This is a genomic window from Klenkia brasiliensis, from assembly GCF_900100695.1.
GTDB lineage: Bacteria > Actinomycetota > Actinomycetes > Mycobacteriales > Geodermatophilaceae > Klenkia > Klenkia brasiliensis.
Window position 1 is genome coordinate 463618 of sequence record NZ_FNCF01000002.1, and the last position, 19043, is coordinate 482660.

Sequence of the window (19043 nt, forward strand, 5' to 3'; positions counted from 1 at the left end):
CGGGGCATACATACTGGTTGCTTTGGTAGGTCCCCGTCACGAGGAGAAGCACCACATGCGCATCACCCGATCGGCCGGCGTGCTCGCCGTCGCCGGGGTCCTGGCCCTGGCCGGTTGCAGCGGCACCGGCCAGGAGGACTCCTCCGGCGAGGGCGCCGCGGCCGCCACCGACCTGGACATCGCCGTCATCACCCACGGCGCCCCCGGCGACTCCTTCTGGGACGTCGTCCGCTCCGGCGCCGACCAGGCCGCCGCCGACCTCGGTGTCACCGTCGACTACAACAGCGACCCCGACCCGACCCGGCAGGCCGAGCTGATCGACAACGCGGTCTCCCAGGGCGTGGACGGCATCGTGGTGTCGATGGCCAACCCCGACGGCCTGCGCGACTCGGTCGAGGCCGCCGTCGCCGCCGGCATCCCGGTCATCACCATCAACTCCGGCCAGACCCAGTCCGCGGAGTTCGGCGCGATCACCCACGTCGGCCAGGACGAGACCACCGCCGGCCAGGCCGTCGGCGAGCGGCTGAACCAGGAGGGCCAGACCGGCAAGGTGCTCTGCGTCATCCACGAGGCCGGCAACGTGGGCCTCGAGGACCGCTGCTCGGCGGTCGCCGCGACCTACGGCGGCACCGTGGAGAACCTGCAGGTCGACGGCACCGACACCGCGCAGGTGCAGGACACCATCCTGTCCAAGCTGCAGTCGGACCCCAGCGTCTCCGTCGTGCTGGCGCTGCAGGGCCAGGTCGCGGTCGCGGCCGTGTCGGCCACCTCCGACGCCGGCTCGTCGGCCGAGGTCGACACCTTCGACATCTCGAAGGACGTCACCGACGCGATCTCGGCCGGTGACATCACCTTCGCCGTCGACCAGCAGCCCTACCTGCAGGGCTACCTGCCGGTGTCGTTCCTGCAGCTCTACGCCACCAACGGCAACGTCGTGGGCGGCGGGCAGCCGGTCAACTCCGGCCCGGCCTTCGTCACCTCCGACAACGTGGACGACGTCGCCCGGTACGCCGCCAACGGCACCCGGTGACCACCACCGCCCCGGCCCGGGACGCCGACCGCGAGGCGGCGCCCACCGGGCGGGCCCCCCGTGCGCTCCGCCGTCCCGAGGTCGGGGCGGCCGTGGCGGCCCTCGCCGTCCTGGTCTTCTTCGCCGTCGTCGCCGAGCAGTTCCTCACCCCGTCCGGGATCGGCACCTGGCTGAACTCGGCGTCCCGGTTCGGGATCATGGCCGTCGCGGTCGCGATGCTCATGATCGGCGGCGAGTTCGACCTCTCCGCCGGCGCGATGACCGGCGCCACCGGCCTGCTGGTCGGCGTCGCCACCACCGGCTACGGCCTCAACGTGTGGGTGGCCGTGCTGGTCGCGCTGGTCGTGGCGGTGGCCATCGGCGCGCTCAACGGGTTCCTGGTGGTGCGCACCGGGCTGCCCAGCTTCATCGTCACGCTCGGCACGTTCTTCGTGCTGCAGGGCATCGACCTCGCGCTGGTCAAGCTCGTCTACGGGCAGGTCGCGGTGCAGGGCTTCTCCGACGTGCCCTACTTCGACTCCGTGCGGCCGCTGTTCGGCGGGGTCATCAGGGTCGGCGGCGCCAGCATCTCGGTGTCGGTGCTGTGGTTCCTCGCCGTCACCGCCGTGGCCACCCTGGTGCTGCTGCGCACCCGCGCCGGGAACTGGGTCTTCGCCGTCGGCGGCGCGCAGGCCAGTGCCCGCGCCACCGGCGTCCCGGTGGCGCGCACCAAGATCGGCCTGTTCATGACCACGGCCGGCGCGGGCTGGCTGGTCGGCATGATCAGCCTGTTCCAGTCCTCGACCGTGCAGAGCTCCACCGGCGTCGGCGACGAGTTCATCTACATCATCTGCGCCGTGGTGGGCGGGTGCCTGCTCACCGGCGGCTACGGCTCGGCCGTCGGCGCCGCGCTCGGCGCGCTGATCTACGGCATGACCCGGCAGGGCGTCGTGTACGCCGGCTGGGACTCCAACTGGCTCTACGCCTTCCTCGGCGTGATGCTGCTGGCCGCCGTCCTGGTCAACAACTGGGTGCGGCAGCGGGCGGAGCGGCTGCGGTGAGCGCGCTGATCGAGGTCACCGACCTCGGCAAGAGCTACGGCAGCGTCGTCGCCCTGCAGGGCGTCACCACCACCGTGCGCGCCGGCGAGGTCACCTGCGTGCTGGGCGACAACGGCGCCGGCAAGTCCACCTTCATCAAGATCCTGTCCGGGGCGCACGAGCACTCCGAGGGCACCTTCGCCGTCGACGGCGTCGAGCAGCACATGGCCAGCCCGCGCGACGCGCTGGCCCTGGGCATCGCCACCGTCTACCAGGACCTGGCCGTCGTCCCGCTCATGCCGGTCTGGCGCAACTTCTTCCTGGGCTCGGAGCCCCGGAAGGGTCCGTTCCGGATGCTGGACGTCGACCTGATGAAGCGGACGACGCGGGACGAGCTCGCCGCGATGGGCATCGCGCTGCGCGACGTCGACCAGCCGATCGGCACGCTGTCCGGCGGTGAGCGGCAGTGCGTGGCCATCGCCCGGGCCGTGCACTTCGGGGCGCGGGTGCTCATCCTCGACGAGCCCACCGCGGCGCTGGGCGTCAAGCAGTCGGGTGTGGTGCTGCGCTACATCGCCCGGGCCCGCGAGCGCGGGCTGGGCGTCGTGTTCATCACCCACAACCCGCACCACGCCTACCCGGTGGGCGACCGGTTCCTGGTGCTGCGCCGCGGCCGGAGCATCGCCGACCGGGTCAAGGCCGACATCACCCGCGACGAGCTGGTCGAGCTGATGGCCGGCGGGGCGGAGCTGGAGGCGTTGGGCCACGAGCTGGAGCGCACCCCGGGGGTCGACCCGGTGGTCTGAGCCCCGGCGTTCAAGTCGGGGCCGTTCCGTGTCGATGGGACAGGGACAGACGGAGCGGGCCGGGAGGCACGTGACGGACTGGTCCCAAGCTGCCCCGGCGTGTTGCGCGTGTGACTCGTGGGGCGGATGGGACAGTCCATCGGCTCGCCCGCCATCCCTCTTCCCCAGGGAGCGCCCCATGTCGCAGCGTCCGCTGCGTGCCCTGCTCGTCGCCTCCGTGACGGCTGCCGCCGTCGTGCTCGGCGCCGGCCCGGCCCTGGCCGCGCCGCCGGCACCGGGCAACCCGAGCGACGGCGAGATCACCGCGGCCCAGGCCGCCCAGGACGCCGCCGCCGCCGAGGTGGGCCGGGTCGCCGGGCTGGTGGCCGCCGCCGAGGCGCAGCTGCAGCAGGTGCAGGTGCAGGCGGAGTCCGCCGGCATCGCCTACGAGGCCGCGCAGGAGGCGCTGGCCCAGGCGCAGGCCGCGGCGCAGGAGACCGCCGCGCAGCTGGCGGCCGCGACCGAGCAGGTCACCGCCGCGCAGGGCCGCCTCTCCGACTTCTCCCGCGACAGCTACATGAACGGCGCCGCGCTCACCAGCGAGGTCGTGCTGCTCGACGTCCGGGGGCCGGGCGAGCTGGTGCAGCGGGCCGCGATGCTGGAGTGGGTCGCGGACAACCAGCTCGACGTGCTCGGTGACCTGGAGAACGCGCAGCTGGTGCAGGCCAACGCCGACTCCGCCGCCCGGCAGGCGGTGGACCAGCAGGCCGCCGCCGAGCAGGCCGCCGCCGACGCGAAGGCCGCCTCCGACGCCCAGGTCGCCGTGCAGCAGACCGCGTTCGCCGAGGTGAGCGCGCAGAAGGCCGGCTACGACGCCCAGCTGCAGGCCGCCCAGGTGCAGCTGCTGTCGCTGCAGGGCGCCCGCAACGCCTACCAGGCCTGGCTGGACCAGCGGGCCGCCGAGGAGGCCGCCGCCGCGCGGGCCCAGCAGCAGGCGGCCGCCGCTGCCGCCGCCGCGGCCGCCGGTGCCCGGAACGCGCCGTCGGCGTCCGGGGCGCAGGCCGGCTACGTGCTGCCGGCCGCCGGCCGGACCAGCAGCTGCTACGGCTCGCGCTGGGGGACGACGCACTTCGGCGTGGACATCGCCGCCCCGATCGGCACCCCGGTCTACGCGGCCACCGCGGGCACCGTGCAGCGGGCCGGCGCGGCCACCGGCTTCGGCCAGGCGGTCTACGTGCTCGGCACCGACGGCGCCGTGACCGTGTACGGCCACGTCAGCCGCTACTACGTGCGGGCCGGGGACCGGGTCCAGGCCGGCGAGCAGATCGCCGACGTGGGCAACGAGGGCCAGTCGACCGGGCCGCACCTGCACTTCGAGGTGCACCCCAGCGGCGCGATGTACAGCGGTGCGGTGGACCCGGTGCCGTGGATGTCGGCCCGCGGCGTGGTCATCCGCGGCTGCTGAGCACCCGGACGCGACGGAGGCCCGGTCCCACCAGGGACCGGGCCTCCGTCGTGCCGGGGGTCAGCTCGTCGGGCTCGCGGTGCCCGCGCAGTTGGCGTCGGTCCAGGCGCTCAGCTCGTCCTCGGCCGGCTGGGCCGTGCTGCCGAGGTCGCTGGCCGCCTGCTGGAAGGCCGCCTGGCCCTCGGGCGTGGTGAGGTCGTTGGCGGTGGCCGCCTGGGCCAGCTGGTCGTAGGCGTCGCGCAGCGTCTGGAAGGCCGGGGCGATGTCGGCCGGCGGCTCGAGGGTGTCCAGCGTCGACACGAGCTGGGGCAGGAGGGTGGCGAACTGGTCGGGGGTGGCCGTCTCGACCTGGTCCTGCAGGCCCGACAGCGCGGCCTCGCCCTCGGTGCAGAAGGCCTGGGCCTCGGCGTCGGCCGAGCCGGTGGCGTCCGCGCTGCTGCTGGGGGCGGCCGAGGAGGTGCCGGCGGCGCTGCTCGAGGGGGCGGCGGCGGTGTCGTCGGAGCCCCCGCAGGCGGCCAGGCCGAGCAGGGCGGTCGCGGACAGGGCGGCGAGTGCTGGTCGCAGGCGCATGCCCAGCACCGTATCGGCCGGGCCGAGCCGTCGCCGGGCCGTCACCGGGCTGTCACCGGGCACCGCCGGCCGCGTGCGCGGGCCGGCGGTGCCGCAGGCGTCAGCTGGTGGGGGAGGCGGACTCGGTGCTGCCCAGGGTCCCGCCGCAGTTGGCGGCGACGTAGGACTGGATCTCGCCCTGCGCCGGGCCGGCGGAGGTCTGCAGCTGGTTGACCTGGTCGAGGAAGGCCTGCTGGCCCTCGGGGGTGTTCAGGTCCAGGCCCTGGATGCTGGCGGCCAGCTGCTCGACCGCGGAGGTGGCGGTGCCCCAGGCGTCGGCGATCTCGGCCGGCGGCTCGATGGCGGTCAGCCGGGAGGCGGCGTCGGCGAACAGGCCGGGGATGGCCGAGGGGTCGGCGGTGGCGGTGACCGCGTTCTCCAGGTCGCTGAAGGCGTCCTGGGCATCGGTGCAGAACGCGGCGGCCTCGGGGTTGTCCGAGGCGGAGGTCTCGGCGGCGCTGCTGCTGGTCGCCGCGGAGGACGAGGAGGAGCTGGACGAGGCGGCGGTGTCGTCGGAGCCACCACCGCAGGCGGTCAGCAGGGCGAGGGCGGCGGCCCCGGCCAGGGCGGTCTTCAGGGGGGTCGTCAGGCGCATGGGGGCAGGCTACGGACCGGCTGGGCGTCCGCCCTGCTCATCGGCCGGGTGTCTAGAGTCCGGCTGTGGACGCCCCCGTCGACCCCCGCCGCTCCTGGTCGCTGCCGGCCCCCGGCGAGCTGCCGCGGGTGGCCGACCCCGAGCCGCTGGTCACCCGGGTGCTGGCGCCCAACCCCTCGCCGATGACGCTGGACGGCACCAACACCTACGTCGTCGGGGCCCCGGGCAGCGGGCAGGCGGTCCTGGTCGACCCCGGGCCGGACGACGCGGCGCACCTGGCCGCGGTGCAGGCGGCGCTGGCCGCCCGCGGCGCCGAGGTGGTCGGCGTGCTGGTCACCCACCACCACGGCGACCACGCCGAGGCGGCCCTGCCGTGGGCGGCCCGGTTCGGGGTGCAGGTGGCGGCCGGCAGCGGCGACGTCGCCGGGCCGGACGGCCGGGTGCTTGCGGACGGCGACGCGGTGGCCCTGGCCGGCACCCGGCTCGACGTCGTCGCCACGCCGGGGCACACCCGCGACCACCTCGCCTTCCGCACCGAGACCGGGTCGGTGCTGGTGGGCGACCACGTGCTGGGCCGGGGCACCTCGGTGCTCGCCCACCCCGAGGGCGACGTGCTGGCCTACCTGGACTCGCTGCGCCGGGTGCACCGGCTGGGCCCGTCGGCCCTCTACTGCGGGCACGGCCCGGAGCTGACCGTGGACGTCGGCGCGGTGCTGGAGTTCTACGCCGCGCACCGCGCGTACCGGGAGTGGCAGCTGCTGGACGCGCTGCTGCCGGAGGCGCGCACCGTGGCGCAGCTCGTGGCGCACGTCTACGCCGAGGTGCCGCGGACGGTCTGGCCCGCCGCCGAGCAGTCCACCCGGGCGACCCTGGCGAAGCTGTCGGCCACCGGCCAGGTGGTCCGCGGCGCCGGGGACAGCTGGCGCCTGGCCTGAGCACCCCGCCGCGCCGTGCGACGCTGACCGGGTGAGCGAGCACAGCGCGGTGCCCCTCGTCCGGGCCGCGGACAGCGAGGCCGACCAGCGGCGGGTGGCCGGGGAGCTGCGGGCGCGCGGCATCGGCCGCGGGGAGCGCCTCGTGGTCAGCGCGGGCGCCTCGCCGCAGCTGCTCGCCGTCGTCCTCGGGGCGCTGCGCTCCGGCGTCGTCCCGGTGGTGCTGGACCCGGCCCTGCCGGCCGCCGAGCGGGCCGCCCTGGTGGCCGACGCCGACCCCGCCCTGGACGTCGGGGACGACCCCGGTCGGCTGGTCGGGGACGCCGACGCCGACCTCGCGGAGTTCCCGCTGGCCCGGCCGATGCACTACACCTCGGGCACCACCGGACGCCGCAAGGGCGTGTGGTCCGGCGTCCTGGCCGACGACGACGCCCGCGCGCTGGCCCGCGAGGAGATCGACCTCTGGGGGTTCACCGGGACCGACCGGCACTTGCAGCTCTCGCCGCTGCACCACTCGGCGCCGCTGCGGTTCGCCACCCACACCCTGCTGGCCGGCGGCGAGGTGCTCCTGCCCGGTCCGTTCGACGCCACCCGCCTGGCCGCCACCATCACCGCGCAGCGGCCGACCACCACCTTCTGCGTGCCCACCCACCTGCAGCGGCTGCTCCGCGAGGACGTCGACTGGTCCAGCTTCCGGCTGCTGGCGCACGCCGGCGCGCCCTGCCCCGAGCCCACCAAGCGCGCGGTGCTGGCCGCGCTGCCCGACGGCGCGGTGCAGGAGTTCTACGGCTCCACCGAGGTGCAGTTCACCGTCTGCAGCACCGCTGACTGGCTGGCCGCCCCCGGCAGCGTCGGGCGCGCCCGCCCCGGCCGCCGGCTGTCCACCGACGAGCGCGGCCAGCTGTGGTGCGAGGTGCCGCGGTGGGCCCGGTTCGAGTACTGGCGCGCCCCGGAGAAGACCGCGGCGGCCTGGGACGGCGACCGGGTGACCGTCGGCGACCTGGGCCGGGTCGACGACGACGGCACCGTCTGGCTGGACGGCCGCCGCGAGGACCTGGTCATCTCCGGCGGGGTGAACGTCTACCCGGCCGAGGTCGAGGCGGTGCTGGACGGCCACCCCGACGTCGTGGAGTCCGCCGTCTTCGGGGTGCCCGACGACGAGTGGGGCCAGCGGGTGGTCGCCGCCTACGTCGGCCCGGTGGCGCCCGAGGAGCTGTCGGCATGGGCGCGGGAGCGGCTGGCCCCGGCCAAGCGCCCCAAGTCGGTGCACCGCATCCCCGACCTGCCGCGCACCTCCACCGGCAAGGTGCGCCGCCTCGACCTGCCCGGGGTCCTCGGCCTGTGACCGGCCGGGCGGACGCGGACTTGGACGTGGACGCGGACGTGGTCGTCGTCGGCGCGGGCTCGGCCGGGTGCGCGCTGGCCGCCCGGCTGGTGGACGCCGGCCGGCGGGTGCTGCTGCTCGAGGCCGGCGCCGACCACCGCCGCCCCGAGGACTTCCCGGCCACGATCCGCGACGCCGCCACGATGGGCGCGGCCGTCCCCGGCCACCCGGCGAACTGGGACCTGACCGGCGAGCTGGTCGAGGGCGTGCGCTGGCCGGTGCCCCGCGGCCGGGTTCTCGGCGGGTCCAGCGCGCTCAACGGCACCTACTTCATCCGGGCCACCCGCACCGACTGCGACGGCTGGGCCGCCCGCGGCAACGACCTGTGGTCGCACGCCGCGCTGCTGCCGGCCTTCCGGCGCTGCGAGTCCGACCCGCTGCACGGCACCACGGGGCCGGTGCCGGTCAGCCGCAGCACCGACCCGCACCCGGTCGCCGACGCCTTCACCGCCGCCTGCCGGGAGCTGGGCTTCCCCGCCGAGCCGGACAAGAACGCCGACGCCCCGCCCGGGGTGGGGCCGGTGCCGGTCAACGTACGCGACGGCGTGCGGGTCAACACCGCGATGGCCTACCTGTCCCCGCGGCGCGGCCACCCCGGGCTCACCGTGCGCGGGGACAGCCCCGTCGTCCGGGTCCTGGTGGAGCGCGGCCGGGCGGTCGGCGTCCGGTGCGCCGACGGCACCGAGCACCGCGCCGCCGAGGTGGTGCTCTCGGCCGGCGCCGTGGGCTCGCCGCACCTGCTGCTGCTGTCGGGGATCGGCCCGGCCGACCAGCTGCGTGCCCTGGGCGTCGACGTGCTGGTCGACGTACCGGGCGTGGGGGCGGAGTTCACCGACCACCCCGACCTCTACGTCACCTACGCCCCGGCCCGCCGCACCCCGATGCCGCGCGGGATGCTGCCGCTGACCACGGCGCTGAACACCCCCGACCACCTCGAGGTCATGCCCTGGCTCAAGCCGTTCTCGAAGGTGATGCTGTCCCGCTCGCAGGGCGGGGCGCTGTCCGGGCTGGCCGAGGTGCTGCGCCGGCCGGCCGCCACCCTGCGGGCCGTCCGGCACGCCGACCCGCGGAAGGTGCTGCAGCACGCCCGGACCCGGGACGACCTGTACCTCGGCGTCGCGCTGCAGGCCGAGGACAGCCGGGGCCGGATCAGCCTGACCAGCACCGACCCGGCCGTGCAGCCGCGCATCGAGTACCGGTACCTGTCCACCGGCGGCGACCGGCGCCGGATGCGCGAGGCGGTGCGGCTGGCCGCCGACCTGCTCGCCACCCGGGCGATGTCGCCGCTGGTGGCCGGCCGCACCGACCTGCCCGACGACGTGCTGGGCGACGACGCGGCGCTGGACACATGGACCCGCGCCCACCTGGCCACCGCGGTCCACCTCGCCGGCAGCGCCCGGATGGGCCCGGACGGCGACCCCGGTGCCGTCGTGGACCAGCACCTGCGGGTGCGCGGCGTCGAGGGGCTGCGGGTCGCCGACACCTCGGTGCTGCCCGTCGTGCCCACCCGCGGACCCGCGGCCACCGCGGTGGCGATCGGGGAACGGGCCGCCGAGCTGATGGGCGCGGCCTGAGGCCTCCCGCGCCGTATCCTGCGCACCATGAGGCGCACGGGGTCCGGGGAGCTGCTGCCCCGGTGAGCTCGCCGTACCCCCCGATGCCCTACTCCGGCCAGCAGGGTGCCCCGCACCTGGACCCCGGTGTCGCGGGCCTGGACGCCCCGCGCGCGCCGCAGCGCCGCCGGCTGTTCGGCCGCGGCCTGGCCGAGGGCGAACCCACCCCGAGCGCCGCCGACGTCGCCGCCTGGACCGGGCTCCTCGGGGCGCCGGTGCCCTCGCCGCGGCGGATCGGCGTCGTCGCGCTCAAGGGCGGGGTCGGCAAGACCACCCTGGCGGTGCTGCTGGCCAGCACCATCGCCCGGTCCCGCCCCGACCCGGTGCTGCTGTTCGACACCGACACCACGTTCGGGTCCCTGGCGCTGCGCACCGGGGTGCCGCTGCAGGCCTCGGTGCACGAGCTGGCCGCCGCCGGCGACCCCGGCCGGTTCGAGGTCCTCGCCGGCGCGCTGGCCCGGTCCCCCGACGGCGCCTGGGTGCTGCCCAGCGGCCGGGACCCGGAGCAGAGCGCGGCGCTGACCGAGGAGCGCTACGTGCAGGCGATGAACGCCGTCCACCGGCACTTCGCCGTCATGGTCACCGACTGCGGGGCGGGCCTGGCCACCCCGCTCATGCGGCGGGTGGTCAGCGGCTGCCACAGCCTGGTGCTGGCCACCTCGCCCGGCGTCGACGGCGTGCTGGCCGCGCACAACGTGCTGCGCTGGCTGCGGGCCAGCGGGTTCGCCGCCCTGGCCGACCGCAGCGTCGTGGCGGTGACGAACGTGCCGGCCCGGGGCGCGGCCGTCGACCTCGTCGAGGCCCGCAACCGGTTCGCCGGGCTGGCCGGGGACTTCCTGACCGTGCCCTCCGACGCGCACCTGGCCACCGGCAGCCAGCTGCGGCTGGAGGCACTGGACGCCGGTACCCGCGCGGCCGCCGTCCGGCTGGCCGCGTCGGCGCTCGGGGCGGCGCTCGCCACCCGATGACCGAGCTGGACGACCCGGTCGGCGGCTCGCTGCGCGGCGCGCACGCCGCGCTGGCCCGCACGGTGGGCCGGGTGGCGACCTACCCGGCCGACGTGGCCACCTTCTGCGCGGTGCCCGCCGACCCGACCGACCAGGACTGGGCCGACCTCGCCCGGCTGGTCGGCCCCGGCGGGCTGGCCGACCTGTTCACCGCCCCCGGCACCCCGCCGGCGGACTGGGCGCCGGAGTTCGCGATGCCCGGCCGCCAGCTGGTCGCCCCCGACCCCACCGGGGACGTCGACCCGCGGGTGGTCGAGCTCGGCCGGGCCGACGACGCGGCGATGCTGGAGCTGGCCACCCGCACCCGGCCCGGCCCGTTCTTCACCCGCACCGCGCAGCTGGGCACCTTCCTCGGCATCCGGGACGGCGGGGAGCTGGTCGCCATGGCCGGCCAGCGGCTGCGCCCCGGCGGGTGGGTGGAGATCAGCGCGGTCTGCACCGACCGGCGCGCCCGCGGGCAGGGCCTGGCCGCGGTGCTGGTCGCCGCGCAGGTCGCCCGCACGGTCGCCGACGGCGGACGGCCGTTCCTGCACGTGGTGGACACCAACGCCGGTGCCCGGGCGCTCTACGCCCGGCTGGGCTTCACCGAGCGGCGGCGCGTGGTGTTCCGCGGGTTCCGGGTCCCCGCCTGACTCAGCCGGTCGCGGTGGGCGGCGGGACGATGCCGCAGGTGTCGGCCAGGTAGGTCTGCACCCGGGTGGACGCCGGCCCGACGGCGGCACCGACCTGCTGCAGGGTGCCGGCCACCGCCTGCTGGCCCTCGGGGGTGGTGACGTCGACGCCCTGCACGGCCTGGGCCAGCTGCCGCCCGGCGTCGACCAGGGTCTGCCAGTCGGCGGCGACCGCCTCGGGCGGGGTGACGGCCTCGAGCTGATCGGTGGCCTGGGTCAGCACCGACGACAGCTGGGCCGGGTCGGCCTGGGCGTCGGCGACGGCCTGTTGGTTGGCCCGCAGCGCCACCTGGGCCTGCTGGCAGAAGGCGGCGTCGGCACCCGCCGTCCCGCCCGCCGTCCCCGTGGGGGAGGCCGCCGCGGACGAGGACGGCGCAGCGGCGCCCCCGTCGTCCGACCCGCCGCAGCCGGGCAGCAGGAGGAGGGCGGCGGCGGTAAGGGCGGCGGGCAGGGCACGGCGCATGCCCGGGACGCTAGTCGGCGACGGCGGTCCGGACGTCGTCCACGGTGAGGGTCTGCAGCTCCTCGAGCGTGGGCTGGCGGCCGGCGAGCCGCAGCCGCTGGGACTGCACCTTGCGCAGCTTCTCGAACAGCTTGCGGGCCTCGCGCGCGTTGCCGAAGTCCGACCCGCGCGGCACGGTCTCGAAGTGCAGCCGGAGCAGGGTGGCGGCCTGCGGCCCCAGCAGGTAGTCACCGCTGGTGATCATGCTGGTGATGATCCGGGTGAGCTGCTCGGGGTCGTAGTGCTCGAACTCCACGGTCTTGACGAACCGCGAGGCCAGGCCCGGGTTCGCGTCGAGGAACTGCACCATCTCGTCGGTGTAGCCGGCGGCGATGACGGCCAGGGAGTCGCGGCGGTCCTCCATCAGCTTGACGATCATGTCGACCGCCTCCTGGCCGAAGTCGTTGCCGCCGCCCGCCTGGCGGGTGAGCGTGTAGGCCTCGTCGAGGAAGACCACCCCGCCGGCGGCCTCGTCGAACACCGCGGCGGTCTTCTCCGCGGTGTGCCCGATGTACTGGCCCACCAGGTCGCGGCGCGAGACCTCCTTGAGCGGTCCGCCCGGGAGCACGCCCAGGGCGGCGAGCAGCTGGCCGTAGATGCGCCCCACGGTGGTCTTGCCGGTACCGGGGGCGCCGGCGAAGACCAGGTGGTGGCTGGCCCCGCCGACGGCGAGGCCGGCGGCCCGCCGCCACTCGTTGACCTGGATCTCGTCGATGACCGCGCGGACCTCGGCCTTCACGCCGGCCAGCCCGACCATCGCGTCGAGCTCGGCCAGCAGCTGCTCCACCCGCTCGGGGTCGCCCTTCGCGGCCGGGGAGCTGCCGACGCCGACCGACGCCGCCGCAGGCGCCTCGGTGACCGTGACGTCCGCCCCGACGGCGACCGAGACCCCGGCGTCCCCGGTGCGCTCGGTGCGGCACGCCTCGACCCGGCCCGACGTCCCGGCGCCGAACTCGACGTCGGGGCCGCCGGTGCCGCGCACCGAGCACCGGCGCAGCGTGGCCGAGGCCCCCTGCGCCACCGCCACCCCCGGGCCGCCGGAGGTCTCGACCTCGCAGCCCTCCAGCACCGGGCGGGCCGAGGCGTAGGCGTAGACCCCGCGGGCACCGGACCCGCGCACCACGCAGTCGCGCAGCACGGGGTCAGCGCCCAGCCGGACCACCACCGCGTCGTCGGCGCTGTCGCTGACGGTGACCCGCTCCAGGGTGCCGCCGGAGTCCTCGACGACCAGGCCCTGCTGGGCGCCGGTGACGGTGCAGTCGGTCATCTCCAGCGTGCTGCGGTCGGTCACCCGCACGCCCGCGCCGAAGCCGGCCTCCAGGACGCAGTCGGCGAGCACGAGCCGGGAGTCCTCGGCGTCGACGACGTGCGCCTGCCGGCCCACCAGCACCAGCCCGCGCACGGTGACCGAACCGCCGCGCACCCGCAGGGTCGGCTCGAGCGCCGACCCGCCGAGCCGGACCTCGGCGTCGGGGGCCGCGGCGATCACGACGTCGCGCGCCCGGACGTCGAGCACCTCGTCGTAGCTGCCGGCGGCGACCACGACGGTGGCCCCGTGCGGGGCGTCCAGCAGCGCCTCGGCGAGGGTGGGGTAGGCCCCGGGGCGGTCGGCGTCCACGTGCAACGTGCCGCTCATCGTCGGGTCAGCTCCTGTCGTCGGACCGGCCCGACCCTAGTGCGCGGCCCGGCCCTAGGCTCGCGGAGGTGACCGGGCCGACCGACGCGGACCCGGCCCCGGGCGGCCTGGACGGACCTGCCTTCGGGGCCGCCCTGGAGGCCGCCGCCGAGGCCGGGGACACCGCCGCCTGCCTGGCCCTGCTGCGCACCGCGGAGCTGGCGCTGCCGCTGTCCCCGGGCGCCGCCGCCGGCACCGAACCCCCGGCCTGGCCGACCGCGGTGGCCGACGGGCGCACCTGGCTGCTGGCCTACACCTCCGTCGACCGGATGGGGGAGCTGACCGGCGGGCAGGTGCGGCACTGCCGGGCCGTCACCTTCACCGAGCTGGCCGCCGGCTGGCCGGACACCCGCTGGGGGCTGGCGGTGGACCCCGGTGCGGCCCACCCGTTCCTCCTGGAGTCCGGGACGGTGGCCCGGCTGGCCGCCCCGACCCTGGTCGAGGACGCCCTCGCCGAACCCGACCGGCTGCCCCCGGTGGTGCAGCAGGTGCTGTCCCCGGCCGAGGTGGCCGGCCGGCTGGCCGACGGCGACGGCCGGGTGTCCGGGTACGTGCAGCACGCCCGCGACACCGCCCACGTGGGTGCGCCCACCGCCCTGCTCGACGCGGTGGGCCGGGCGCACGAGGCCGACGAGCTGCTGTCGGGCACCGGCTCGGTGACCGTGCTGCGCTGGGCGGTGGTGGGCCGGGAGCTGTACCGCACGCCGCTGGGCGGCACCGACGACGAGCGCTGCGCCGCTGTCGCCGGCTGGGTGGTCGAGGAGCCGCCGTTCACCGGCACCGGGTTCGCCTCCCCGGACTCCCTGGTCCGCGAGTACCGCGTGCAGGGCCTGCTGCTGCCGCACGGCGCACAGCTGCTCGAGCTCGAGCCGGACGGCACGGAACGCCGCCGCGCGCTGTGGGACGGGCTGCGCGAGACCTGGGTGCTCGTCGTGGAGCCCTCGTGAGGACGGTGGGCCACCGCGCGCGGTGGGCCGGCCAGGACTGGCGGGCCACGCCCGAGCAGCGCGGCGACGGCCTGTGGGTCTGGCTGGTCGCCGACCGCCCGCACCCGGGCTTCCTGGCGCTGACGGAGGAGGGGCCGTGGGTGCACGAGGTGCCGGCCGCGGCCTGCGACGCCGTCCTGCTGGTGCGGCTGACCGGCGTGTGGCGGGGCACCGACGTGCTGGTGGTCGACGAGCGCCCGGACGACCTGCTCGTGGAGTCCCGGAGCGGCTCGGTCCTCGAGGCCCGCGCCGCCGGCTTCGAGCGGGTCGCCCGCGGGGTGCACCGGCGGTGGGTGCCGCGGGACGAGCTGCGCGGCCTGCGCGAGGAGCAGACCAGGGTCGACGGCTGAGCGGGCGGCTGAGCGGGCCGCTCAGCCCCGCCGCTCGGCCGCCGCGCCGAGCAACCAGCGCTCGACCGACGTGGGGCGCACCCGGGCGCACCGCACCTCGCCCCGGCTGACCAGCACCACGTCGTCGGGGTCCCGCCCGCCCAGCACGGCCTCGCCGTCGGCCAGCCCGAGGGCCCGGCCGACCGCGGCGGCCTGGGCCAGCGGCAGGCCCTGCACCACGGTGACGTCGGCCGAGCCCAGCCCGGCGGTGTTCCAGCGCCCGGCCGTGCCGGCCACGGTGAGCTGCGCCGACCACGCGCCCAGCCGGTGGGCGTCGGCGGCGCCGGACTCGCCGTCCACGACGAGCAGCCGGGGGACCAGCAGCGTGCCCGGCGGCTGCGGCCCCACCCGCCCGGCGACGACGACGGCGTCCGGGCGCCCGGTGGCCAGCGACCCCACGGCGGACCAGCCGCCGGGCCGGGTGGTCTCGACCGCGACGTCCGCGCCGAGGGCCAGCGAGCGCAGCACCAGCACCACGGCCAGCGGCACCGGCGCGACCAGCACCACCGACACGGGTTCGGGGCGGAACAGGTCCAGCTGCACCAGCTCGCCGTCGGGGTCGGGCCCCAGCACCAGCCCGCCGCCGCCGGCGTCGACGTGCAGGGCGTCGAGGGTGGCGGCGTCGGTGCGGGCGGGCGGGGAGGCCGGGCCGGGGACGGCGGGACCCGTGACGGGCACGCGGGTCACCGGACGAACCCGCCCAGCGCGAGGGTGCCGGCCACCCCGGCCCGGTGCTCGCCGTCGGCCCGGCGCAGCCGCGCCCCGGCCGCCCGGGCGGCCTCCCGCACGTCGTCGACGACGGTGCCCTCCGGCTCGTCGGCACCGAGCACCAGCCGCAGCGTGCCCTCCACGTCCAGGTCGCCGTCCGGGGTGCGGCGGGCGGCCACGGCCACGACCGACGGCACGGGTGCGGCGGCGCCGAGGGCGGTCACCAGCCGGGCGCCGCCGGGGTCGGCGCCCAGGTCGGGCCAGTCGGTGACCCGCAGGGCGACGTGCCGGCGGTCGCCCGACGTCCAGCCCCGCCACCCGGCCCGGCTGCCCGAGCCGCCGCCGGGCAGCCGTACCCGCCCGTCCGGGCCGGCCTCGGCCCCGGCCAGCGCGAGCAGCCCGGCCCGCGCCTCGTCGGGGGTGAGCAGGTGGCCCCGCAGCCCGGCGCGGCGGACCTGCCGCTGCACCCGGCGGACGGCGTTGACCACGGTGGCGCGCAGCTCGCCCGGGTCGGTGACCGCAGGGGTGCGCTGCACCTGCAGCACGATCCAGCAACGCCGGCGGGCCACGGCGCGGCCGCCGGTCAGCTCCTGCCAGGACAGGCCGACCGGTGTGCCGGCGCGGGCCCGGCCGGGGGCGGGCACCGTCTGCACCAGCAGCTGGGCGGTGAGTCGGGTGTCGGCGTCCTCGCCGGCCGGCAGCAGCGCGGCCAGGGAGGGCAACCGGACGGTGCCCCGCGCGAACCGGTTCTCGGTGGCCGGCATGGCCTCCACCGCGACCGCGACGCCGCCCGGGTGGTCCAGCAGGGCGGCCGGCTCGCCGTCCACGACCACGGTGTCGACCCAGCCGCCGCCGGCGAGGGCGGCGAGCAGGTCGTCGGCGGTCGCCCGCGGGTCGGCCCCGGCGGTCGGGACGGCGGCGCCGCGCGGGGTGGTCACGTGCCGCAGCCGGCGCCCCACCCGCTGCCAGAGCCACCGACCGTCGTGCCGGCCGAGGGTCAGCACCGCGGCCAGGACCGCCGCGGCGACGACCGGGACGAGGACCGGCCACGGCTCGCGGTGCACCAGCACGACGGCCACCAGGGCGACCTCGACGACGACCAGCTGCAGCACGTGGACCCCGAGCAGGGTCCAGGGCCGCCGCGGCACCACCGGCCGCCCGGGCCGGCGGACGGGCGGGCCCCGGTGGTGGTCCGGTGCCGCCACGGCGTCCGCGGGGCCGGCTGCTCCCGCCGCCGCGAGGTCGGCCCGGTCGTCGAGCACGGCGGGTCGGGAGGTGCCGGTGCCGACGCCGGCGGCCAGGGCGGTGGCCGCCCACGCCGCGTCGGCCCGGACACCGTCCTGCCCGCGGCCGCGGGTGTACGCGGCGGCCGGCGTCAGCACACCGGGCGCCCCGGGTGCCGCGGCCTGCACGGCCTGGACCTCCGGGGCGGGGACCTCGGCGGGCACCGCGGGTGCGGTGGCGGGTGCGGGCCCGGCGGTCCGGGGACGGCCGGTCACCACGCCGGGCGGCTGGGCGGCGGTGCCCGGCCGGGCCGGGTCGGCCGCGGGCGGCGGGACGGCGGCCTGCCCGGGTGGGGGCAGCGGCCGGGCGGCGGGGTCGCTCACCGGTCACCGCCGCCCAGCGCCGGGCCGGCGCGGCGGGGTGCCGACCGGTCCTCGGGCCGGTCGACGACGCCGGAGGGGGCCTGGTCGACGTCGAAGAGCTCGGCGTCGCCGACCTGCTCGGGCCGCCGCACGGTCTCCTCGTCCTCCTCGCGCCGACGGGTCGGGCGGGGTGCCACCGGGCCGCCCGCGGGTCGCCCCGCGGTGCGGGTGGCCGCGGGCCCGGTCGTTGGGGTGCGCCCCTGCAGCCCGGCGCGGACCTGGCCCCGCACGGACTCCGCCGGGCCCGGGGCCGGGGTGCGCTGGGCCGGGCGGCTGCCGCGGCCGCCGAGACCACCGGGTGCGGGGGTCCACGGTTCGCCGGGGAGGCCCGACGGCGGGCGGCCGGCCGGGCCCGCGGTGCGCGCTCCGCCGAGCGACGGAGGCACCCCGGGCCGGCCGGGCGCGCCCGGGCCGCCGGGTCCACCCGGGCCACCCGAGGGCAGGCGGGGGGCGGTGCGGCCGTCCAGACCGGCCGCCGGGCGCGCGGGGGCGCCGGGGAAGCGCTGACCACCGGGACCACCGGGGCCACCGGGGCCACCGGGCCGGGCGCCACCGGCGGGGCCGCCCGGCGAGCCGGGCCGGGCACCGCCGGGCGGGCCGCCGGGGGCGCCGGGACGGGCACCGGCCGGGGGCCCAGCGGGGGCGCTCGGGGACCCGGGACGGGCACCGGCGGGCGGTCCGCCGGGGGCGCCGGTACGGGCCCCGCCACCGGGGCCGCCCGGGGCAGCAGGGCTGCCGGGGCGGGCTCCGGCGCCCGGGCCGCCGGGGGCGCCGGGCGCGCCGGGAGCGGCTCCGGACCCGCGGCCGGGCAGCTGGGGTGCCGCCCCGCCGCCACCGCCACCGGCGGGCGGTGCGGCGGGGGCGGTGCGGCCCTGCAGGGCGGACGGGGCCCCGGGCGGGCCCGCCGGGCGGGCGCCGGCGGCGGCCGCGGACGGGGGAGCGGCCGGTGCGGTCCGGCCGGCCAGCCCGGCGGGCATCGCCGGCACGACCGGACGTGCGGCAGCGGCCGCCGCGGCGGCACCGGCGGCTGCGGGAGCCACCGGCGGCGCCCCGGGCCGGGCCGCCGCCGGGGGGACGGCGACCGGGGCGACCGCGACGATCGGCGGCACCACCGGTGCGACCGGGGCAGCGGGGGTCCCGGTCGGGGCGACGGGCGCCGGCGGGGCGACCGGGGCGGGGGCCACCGGGACGCCGACCAGCGTCGGGTCGCCGGGCGCGGTGCCCGGCGCCGTCCCGGGTGGCGCGGACGGCGCCGCGCCGGGCGCCGCCCCCGGGGCGCCGGGCGCTCCCGGGGCACCCGGCGCTCCCGGGGCACCGGGTGCGGCGGGGGACCCGGGTGCACCGGGCGGCACGAGGCCGTAGGCGCCGGCCATCGCGGCGTCGCTGGGCAGGGGCGCGTCGGTCGGCCCGGTGAACGCCGGGGCCTCCGACAGCCGCGCGGACGCCACGGCGTAGTCGGTCATGAGGGGGTTGACCACCTCGTCGAGCGCCCGCTGCGTGAAGTGCCGCAGGTTCTGCTCGTGCCGGTCGTCGCCGATGTCCTCGAACTCCAGGCCGAACAGGCCACCGTTCTCGTCGTCGTCCTGGAGCTCGGCGGTCTTCTGCTCGTACTCGCGCCAGAGGGCGGTCATCGCCGCCTGGTACGTCTCGATCGTCCCCGCCAGGCCGTCGAGGGTCCCGCTGTTCTGCGCGGCGGCCTGCTGCCACTGCTCCAGCGACCAGGTCGTCTGGCCGACCCGGGTCAGGAACGCCCGGGAGGCGTCGGAGTCCCAGTCGTCCTGCAGCGCCTCCGCACGGCGCACCAGGGTGTCGCGCTGGGAGCCGAGGAGCGTGGCGAGCGAGCCCCACGACTGCGCGGCGGCCCGGATGCTCTCCGGGTCCTCCATCTGGACGACCATCGGGTAGAGCTGCTTGATGGTGTAGTCCTCGGGGTTCGCCGCGCCCTGCGTGGCCTGGGTGTAGCTGGCCCGCTCGACGTCGTAGTCGGCCTGGTACCCCTCGGGCGTGTAGCCGAAGTCGCCCGGCAC

The 19043-nt window shown here is 77.9% G+C and carries 18 protein-coding genes; 11 read left to right on the forward strand and 7 right to left on the reverse strand.

The genetic code is table 11. The annotated features are described in order from the left end of the window. The first annotated feature begins 55 nt into the window (after positions 1 to 55). From BLT39_RS06535 to BLT39_RS06550, 4 genes are all read left to right on the forward strand, one after another. Complete coding sequence (locus BLT39_RS06535; protein WP_091060737.1) at positions 56 to 1030, forward strand: sugar ABC transporter substrate-binding protein; 975 nt, start codon at positions 56 to 58, stop codon at positions 1028 to 1030. Next, a complete protein-coding gene (locus BLT39_RS06540) occupies positions 1027 to 2070 on the forward strand; it encodes an ABC transporter permease (RefSeq protein WP_091060740.1) in 1044 nt (347 codons plus the stop codon). Before BLT39_RS06535 ends, BLT39_RS06540 begins: the two co-directional genes overlap by 4 nt. After that, positions 2067 to 2855 carry an ATP-binding cassette domain-containing protein gene (locus BLT39_RS06545; RefSeq protein WP_242658212.1) on the forward strand — a complete coding sequence of 263 codons (789 nt, stop codon included), beginning with the start codon at positions 2067 to 2069 and terminating at the stop codon, positions 2853 to 2855. Before BLT39_RS06540 ends, BLT39_RS06545 begins: the two co-directional genes overlap by 4 nt. A gap of 178 nt (positions 2856 to 3033) precedes the next feature. Further along, positions 3034 to 4299, forward strand: a complete 1266-nt coding sequence (locus BLT39_RS06550) for a M23 family metallopeptidase (RefSeq protein ID WP_091060743.1) — start codon at positions 3034 to 3036, stop codon at positions 4297 to 4299. 60 nt (positions 4300 to 4359) lie between these two features. Here BLT39_RS06550 and BLT39_RS06555 read toward each other — a convergent pair whose 3' ends face one another. Both BLT39_RS06555 and BLT39_RS06560 read right to left on the reverse strand, forming a co-directional pair. Next, a complete protein-coding gene (locus BLT39_RS06555; RefSeq protein ID WP_131801422.1) occupies positions 4360 to 4869 on the reverse strand; it encodes a hypothetical protein in 510 nt (169 codons plus the stop codon). A 100-nt stretch (positions 4870 to 4969) separates the two neighbouring features. Then, the gene (locus BLT39_RS06560; RefSeq protein ID WP_091060750.1) at positions 4970 to 5503 is read right to left on the reverse strand and encodes a hypothetical protein; all 534 of its coding nucleotides are present in this window, start codon (positions 5501 to 5503) and stop codon (positions 4970 to 4972) included. Positions 5504 to 5568: 65 nt separating this feature from the next. Here BLT39_RS06560 and BLT39_RS06565 point away from each other — a divergent pair, with 65 nt between their 5' ends. From BLT39_RS06565 to BLT39_RS06585, 5 genes are all read left to right on the forward strand, one after another. Continuing rightward, entirely contained in the window at positions 5569 to 6438 is an 870-nt protein-coding gene (locus BLT39_RS06565; RefSeq protein ID WP_091060753.1) for an MBL fold metallo-hydrolase, read from the forward strand. 31 nt (positions 6439 to 6469) lie between these two features. Continuing rightward, complete coding sequence (locus BLT39_RS06570; RefSeq protein ID WP_091060757.1) at positions 6470 to 7780, forward strand: class I adenylate-forming enzyme family protein; 1311 nt, start codon at positions 6470 to 6472, stop codon at positions 7778 to 7780. Positions 7781 to 7806: 26 nt separating this feature from the next. After that, positions 7807 to 9393: a GMC family oxidoreductase gene (locus tag BLT39_RS06575; RefSeq protein WP_165640148.1), complete on the forward strand. Its 1587-nt coding sequence runs from the start codon at positions 7807 to 7809 to the stop codon at positions 9391 to 9393. 62 nt (positions 9394 to 9455) lie between these two features. Continuing rightward, positions 9456 to 10400 (forward strand): MinD/ParA family ATP-binding protein, encoded by a 945-nt coding sequence (locus tag BLT39_RS06580; protein WP_131801424.1) that lies wholly within the window; start codon positions 9456 to 9458, stop codon positions 10398 to 10400. Then, on the forward strand, positions 10397 to 11071 hold the full coding sequence (locus BLT39_RS06585) for a GNAT family N-acetyltransferase (protein ID WP_091060764.1): 675 nt from the start codon (positions 10397 to 10399) through the stop codon (positions 11069 to 11071). The genes BLT39_RS06580 and BLT39_RS06585 overlap by 4 nt, the downstream gene beginning before the upstream one ends. Position 11072: 1 nt before the next feature. Here BLT39_RS06585 and BLT39_RS06590 read toward each other — a convergent pair whose 3' ends face one another. Continuing rightward, complete coding sequence (locus BLT39_RS06590; RefSeq protein ID WP_091060767.1) at positions 11073 to 11573, reverse strand: hypothetical protein; 501 nt, start codon at positions 11571 to 11573, stop codon at positions 11073 to 11075. Between the two features lie 10 nt (positions 11574 to 11583). Next, positions 11584 to 13248, reverse strand: coding sequence for a right-handed parallel beta-helix repeat-containing protein (locus tag BLT39_RS06595; RefSeq protein ID WP_091060770.1), 1665 nt, complete (start codon positions 13246 to 13248; stop codon positions 11584 to 11586). 68 nt (positions 13249 to 13316) lie between these two features. Between BLT39_RS06595 and BLT39_RS06600 the strand changes: the two genes are divergently transcribed. Together BLT39_RS06600 and BLT39_RS06605 are read left to right on the forward strand one after the other, a co-directional pair. Further along, entirely contained in the window at positions 13317 to 14234 is a 918-nt protein-coding gene (locus BLT39_RS06600) for an SseB family protein (protein WP_207507670.1), read from the forward strand. After that, on the forward strand, positions 14231 to 14623 hold the full coding sequence (locus BLT39_RS06605) for a hypothetical protein (RefSeq protein WP_131801425.1): 393 nt from the start codon (positions 14231 to 14233) through the stop codon (positions 14621 to 14623). The genes BLT39_RS06600 and BLT39_RS06605 overlap by 4 nt, the downstream gene beginning before the upstream one ends. Before the next feature lie 21 nt (positions 14624 to 14644). On the opposite strand, the gene BLT39_RS06610 is transcribed toward BLT39_RS06605, so the two are convergent. Genes BLT39_RS06610 through BLT39_RS23270 form a run of 3 tightly spaced genes read right to left on the reverse strand, consistent with a single transcriptional unit; the run spans position 14645 to position 19043 of the window. Then, positions 14645 to 15340: a hypothetical protein gene (locus BLT39_RS06610; RefSeq protein ID WP_131801426.1), complete on the reverse strand. Its 696-nt coding sequence runs from the start codon at positions 15338 to 15340 to the stop codon at positions 14645 to 14647. 5 nt (positions 15341 to 15345) lie between these two features. After that, positions 15346 to 16977 (reverse strand): type VII secretion protein EccE, encoded by a 1632-nt coding sequence (locus tag BLT39_RS06615; protein WP_091060781.1) that lies wholly within the window; start codon positions 16975 to 16977, stop codon positions 15346 to 15348. After that, positions 16974 to 19043: a WXG100 family type VII secretion target gene (locus BLT39_RS23270; RefSeq protein ID WP_091060786.1), complete on the reverse strand. Its 2070-nt coding sequence runs from the start codon at positions 19041 to 19043 to the stop codon at positions 16974 to 16976. The genes BLT39_RS06615 and BLT39_RS23270 overlap by 4 nt, the downstream gene beginning before the upstream one ends.

What these genes read in the sequence shown, in the direction of transcription:
- BLT39_RS06585 (WP_091060764.1), top strand. Translation starts at nt 10,397, where the DNA reads ATGACCGAGCTGGACGACCCGGTCGGCGGCTCGCTGCGCGGCGCGCAC.
- BLT39_RS06550 (WP_091060743.1), top strand. Translation starts at nt 3,034, where the DNA reads ATGTCGCAGCGTCCGCTGCGTGCCCTGCTCGTCGCCTCCGTGACGGCT.
- BLT39_RS06590 (WP_091060767.1), bottom strand. Translation starts at nt 11,573, where the DNA reads ATGCGCCGTGCCCTGCCCGCCGCCCTTACCGCCGCCGCCCTCCTCCTG.
- BLT39_RS06555 (WP_131801422.1), bottom strand. Translation starts at nt 4,869, where the DNA reads ATGCGCCTGCGACCAGCACTCGCCGCCCTGTCCGCGACCGCCCTGCTC.
- BLT39_RS06595 (WP_091060770.1), bottom strand. Translation starts at nt 13,248, where the DNA reads ATGAGCGGCACGTTGCACGTGGACGCCGACCGCCCCGGGGCCTACCCC.
- BLT39_RS06535 (WP_091060737.1), top strand. Translation starts at nt 56, where the DNA reads ATGCGCATCACCCGATCGGCCGGCGTGCTCGCCGTCGCCGGGGTCCTG.
- BLT39_RS06560 (WP_091060750.1), bottom strand. Translation starts at nt 5,503, where the DNA reads ATGCGCCTGACGACCCCCCTGAAGACCGCCCTGGCCGGGGCCGCCGCC.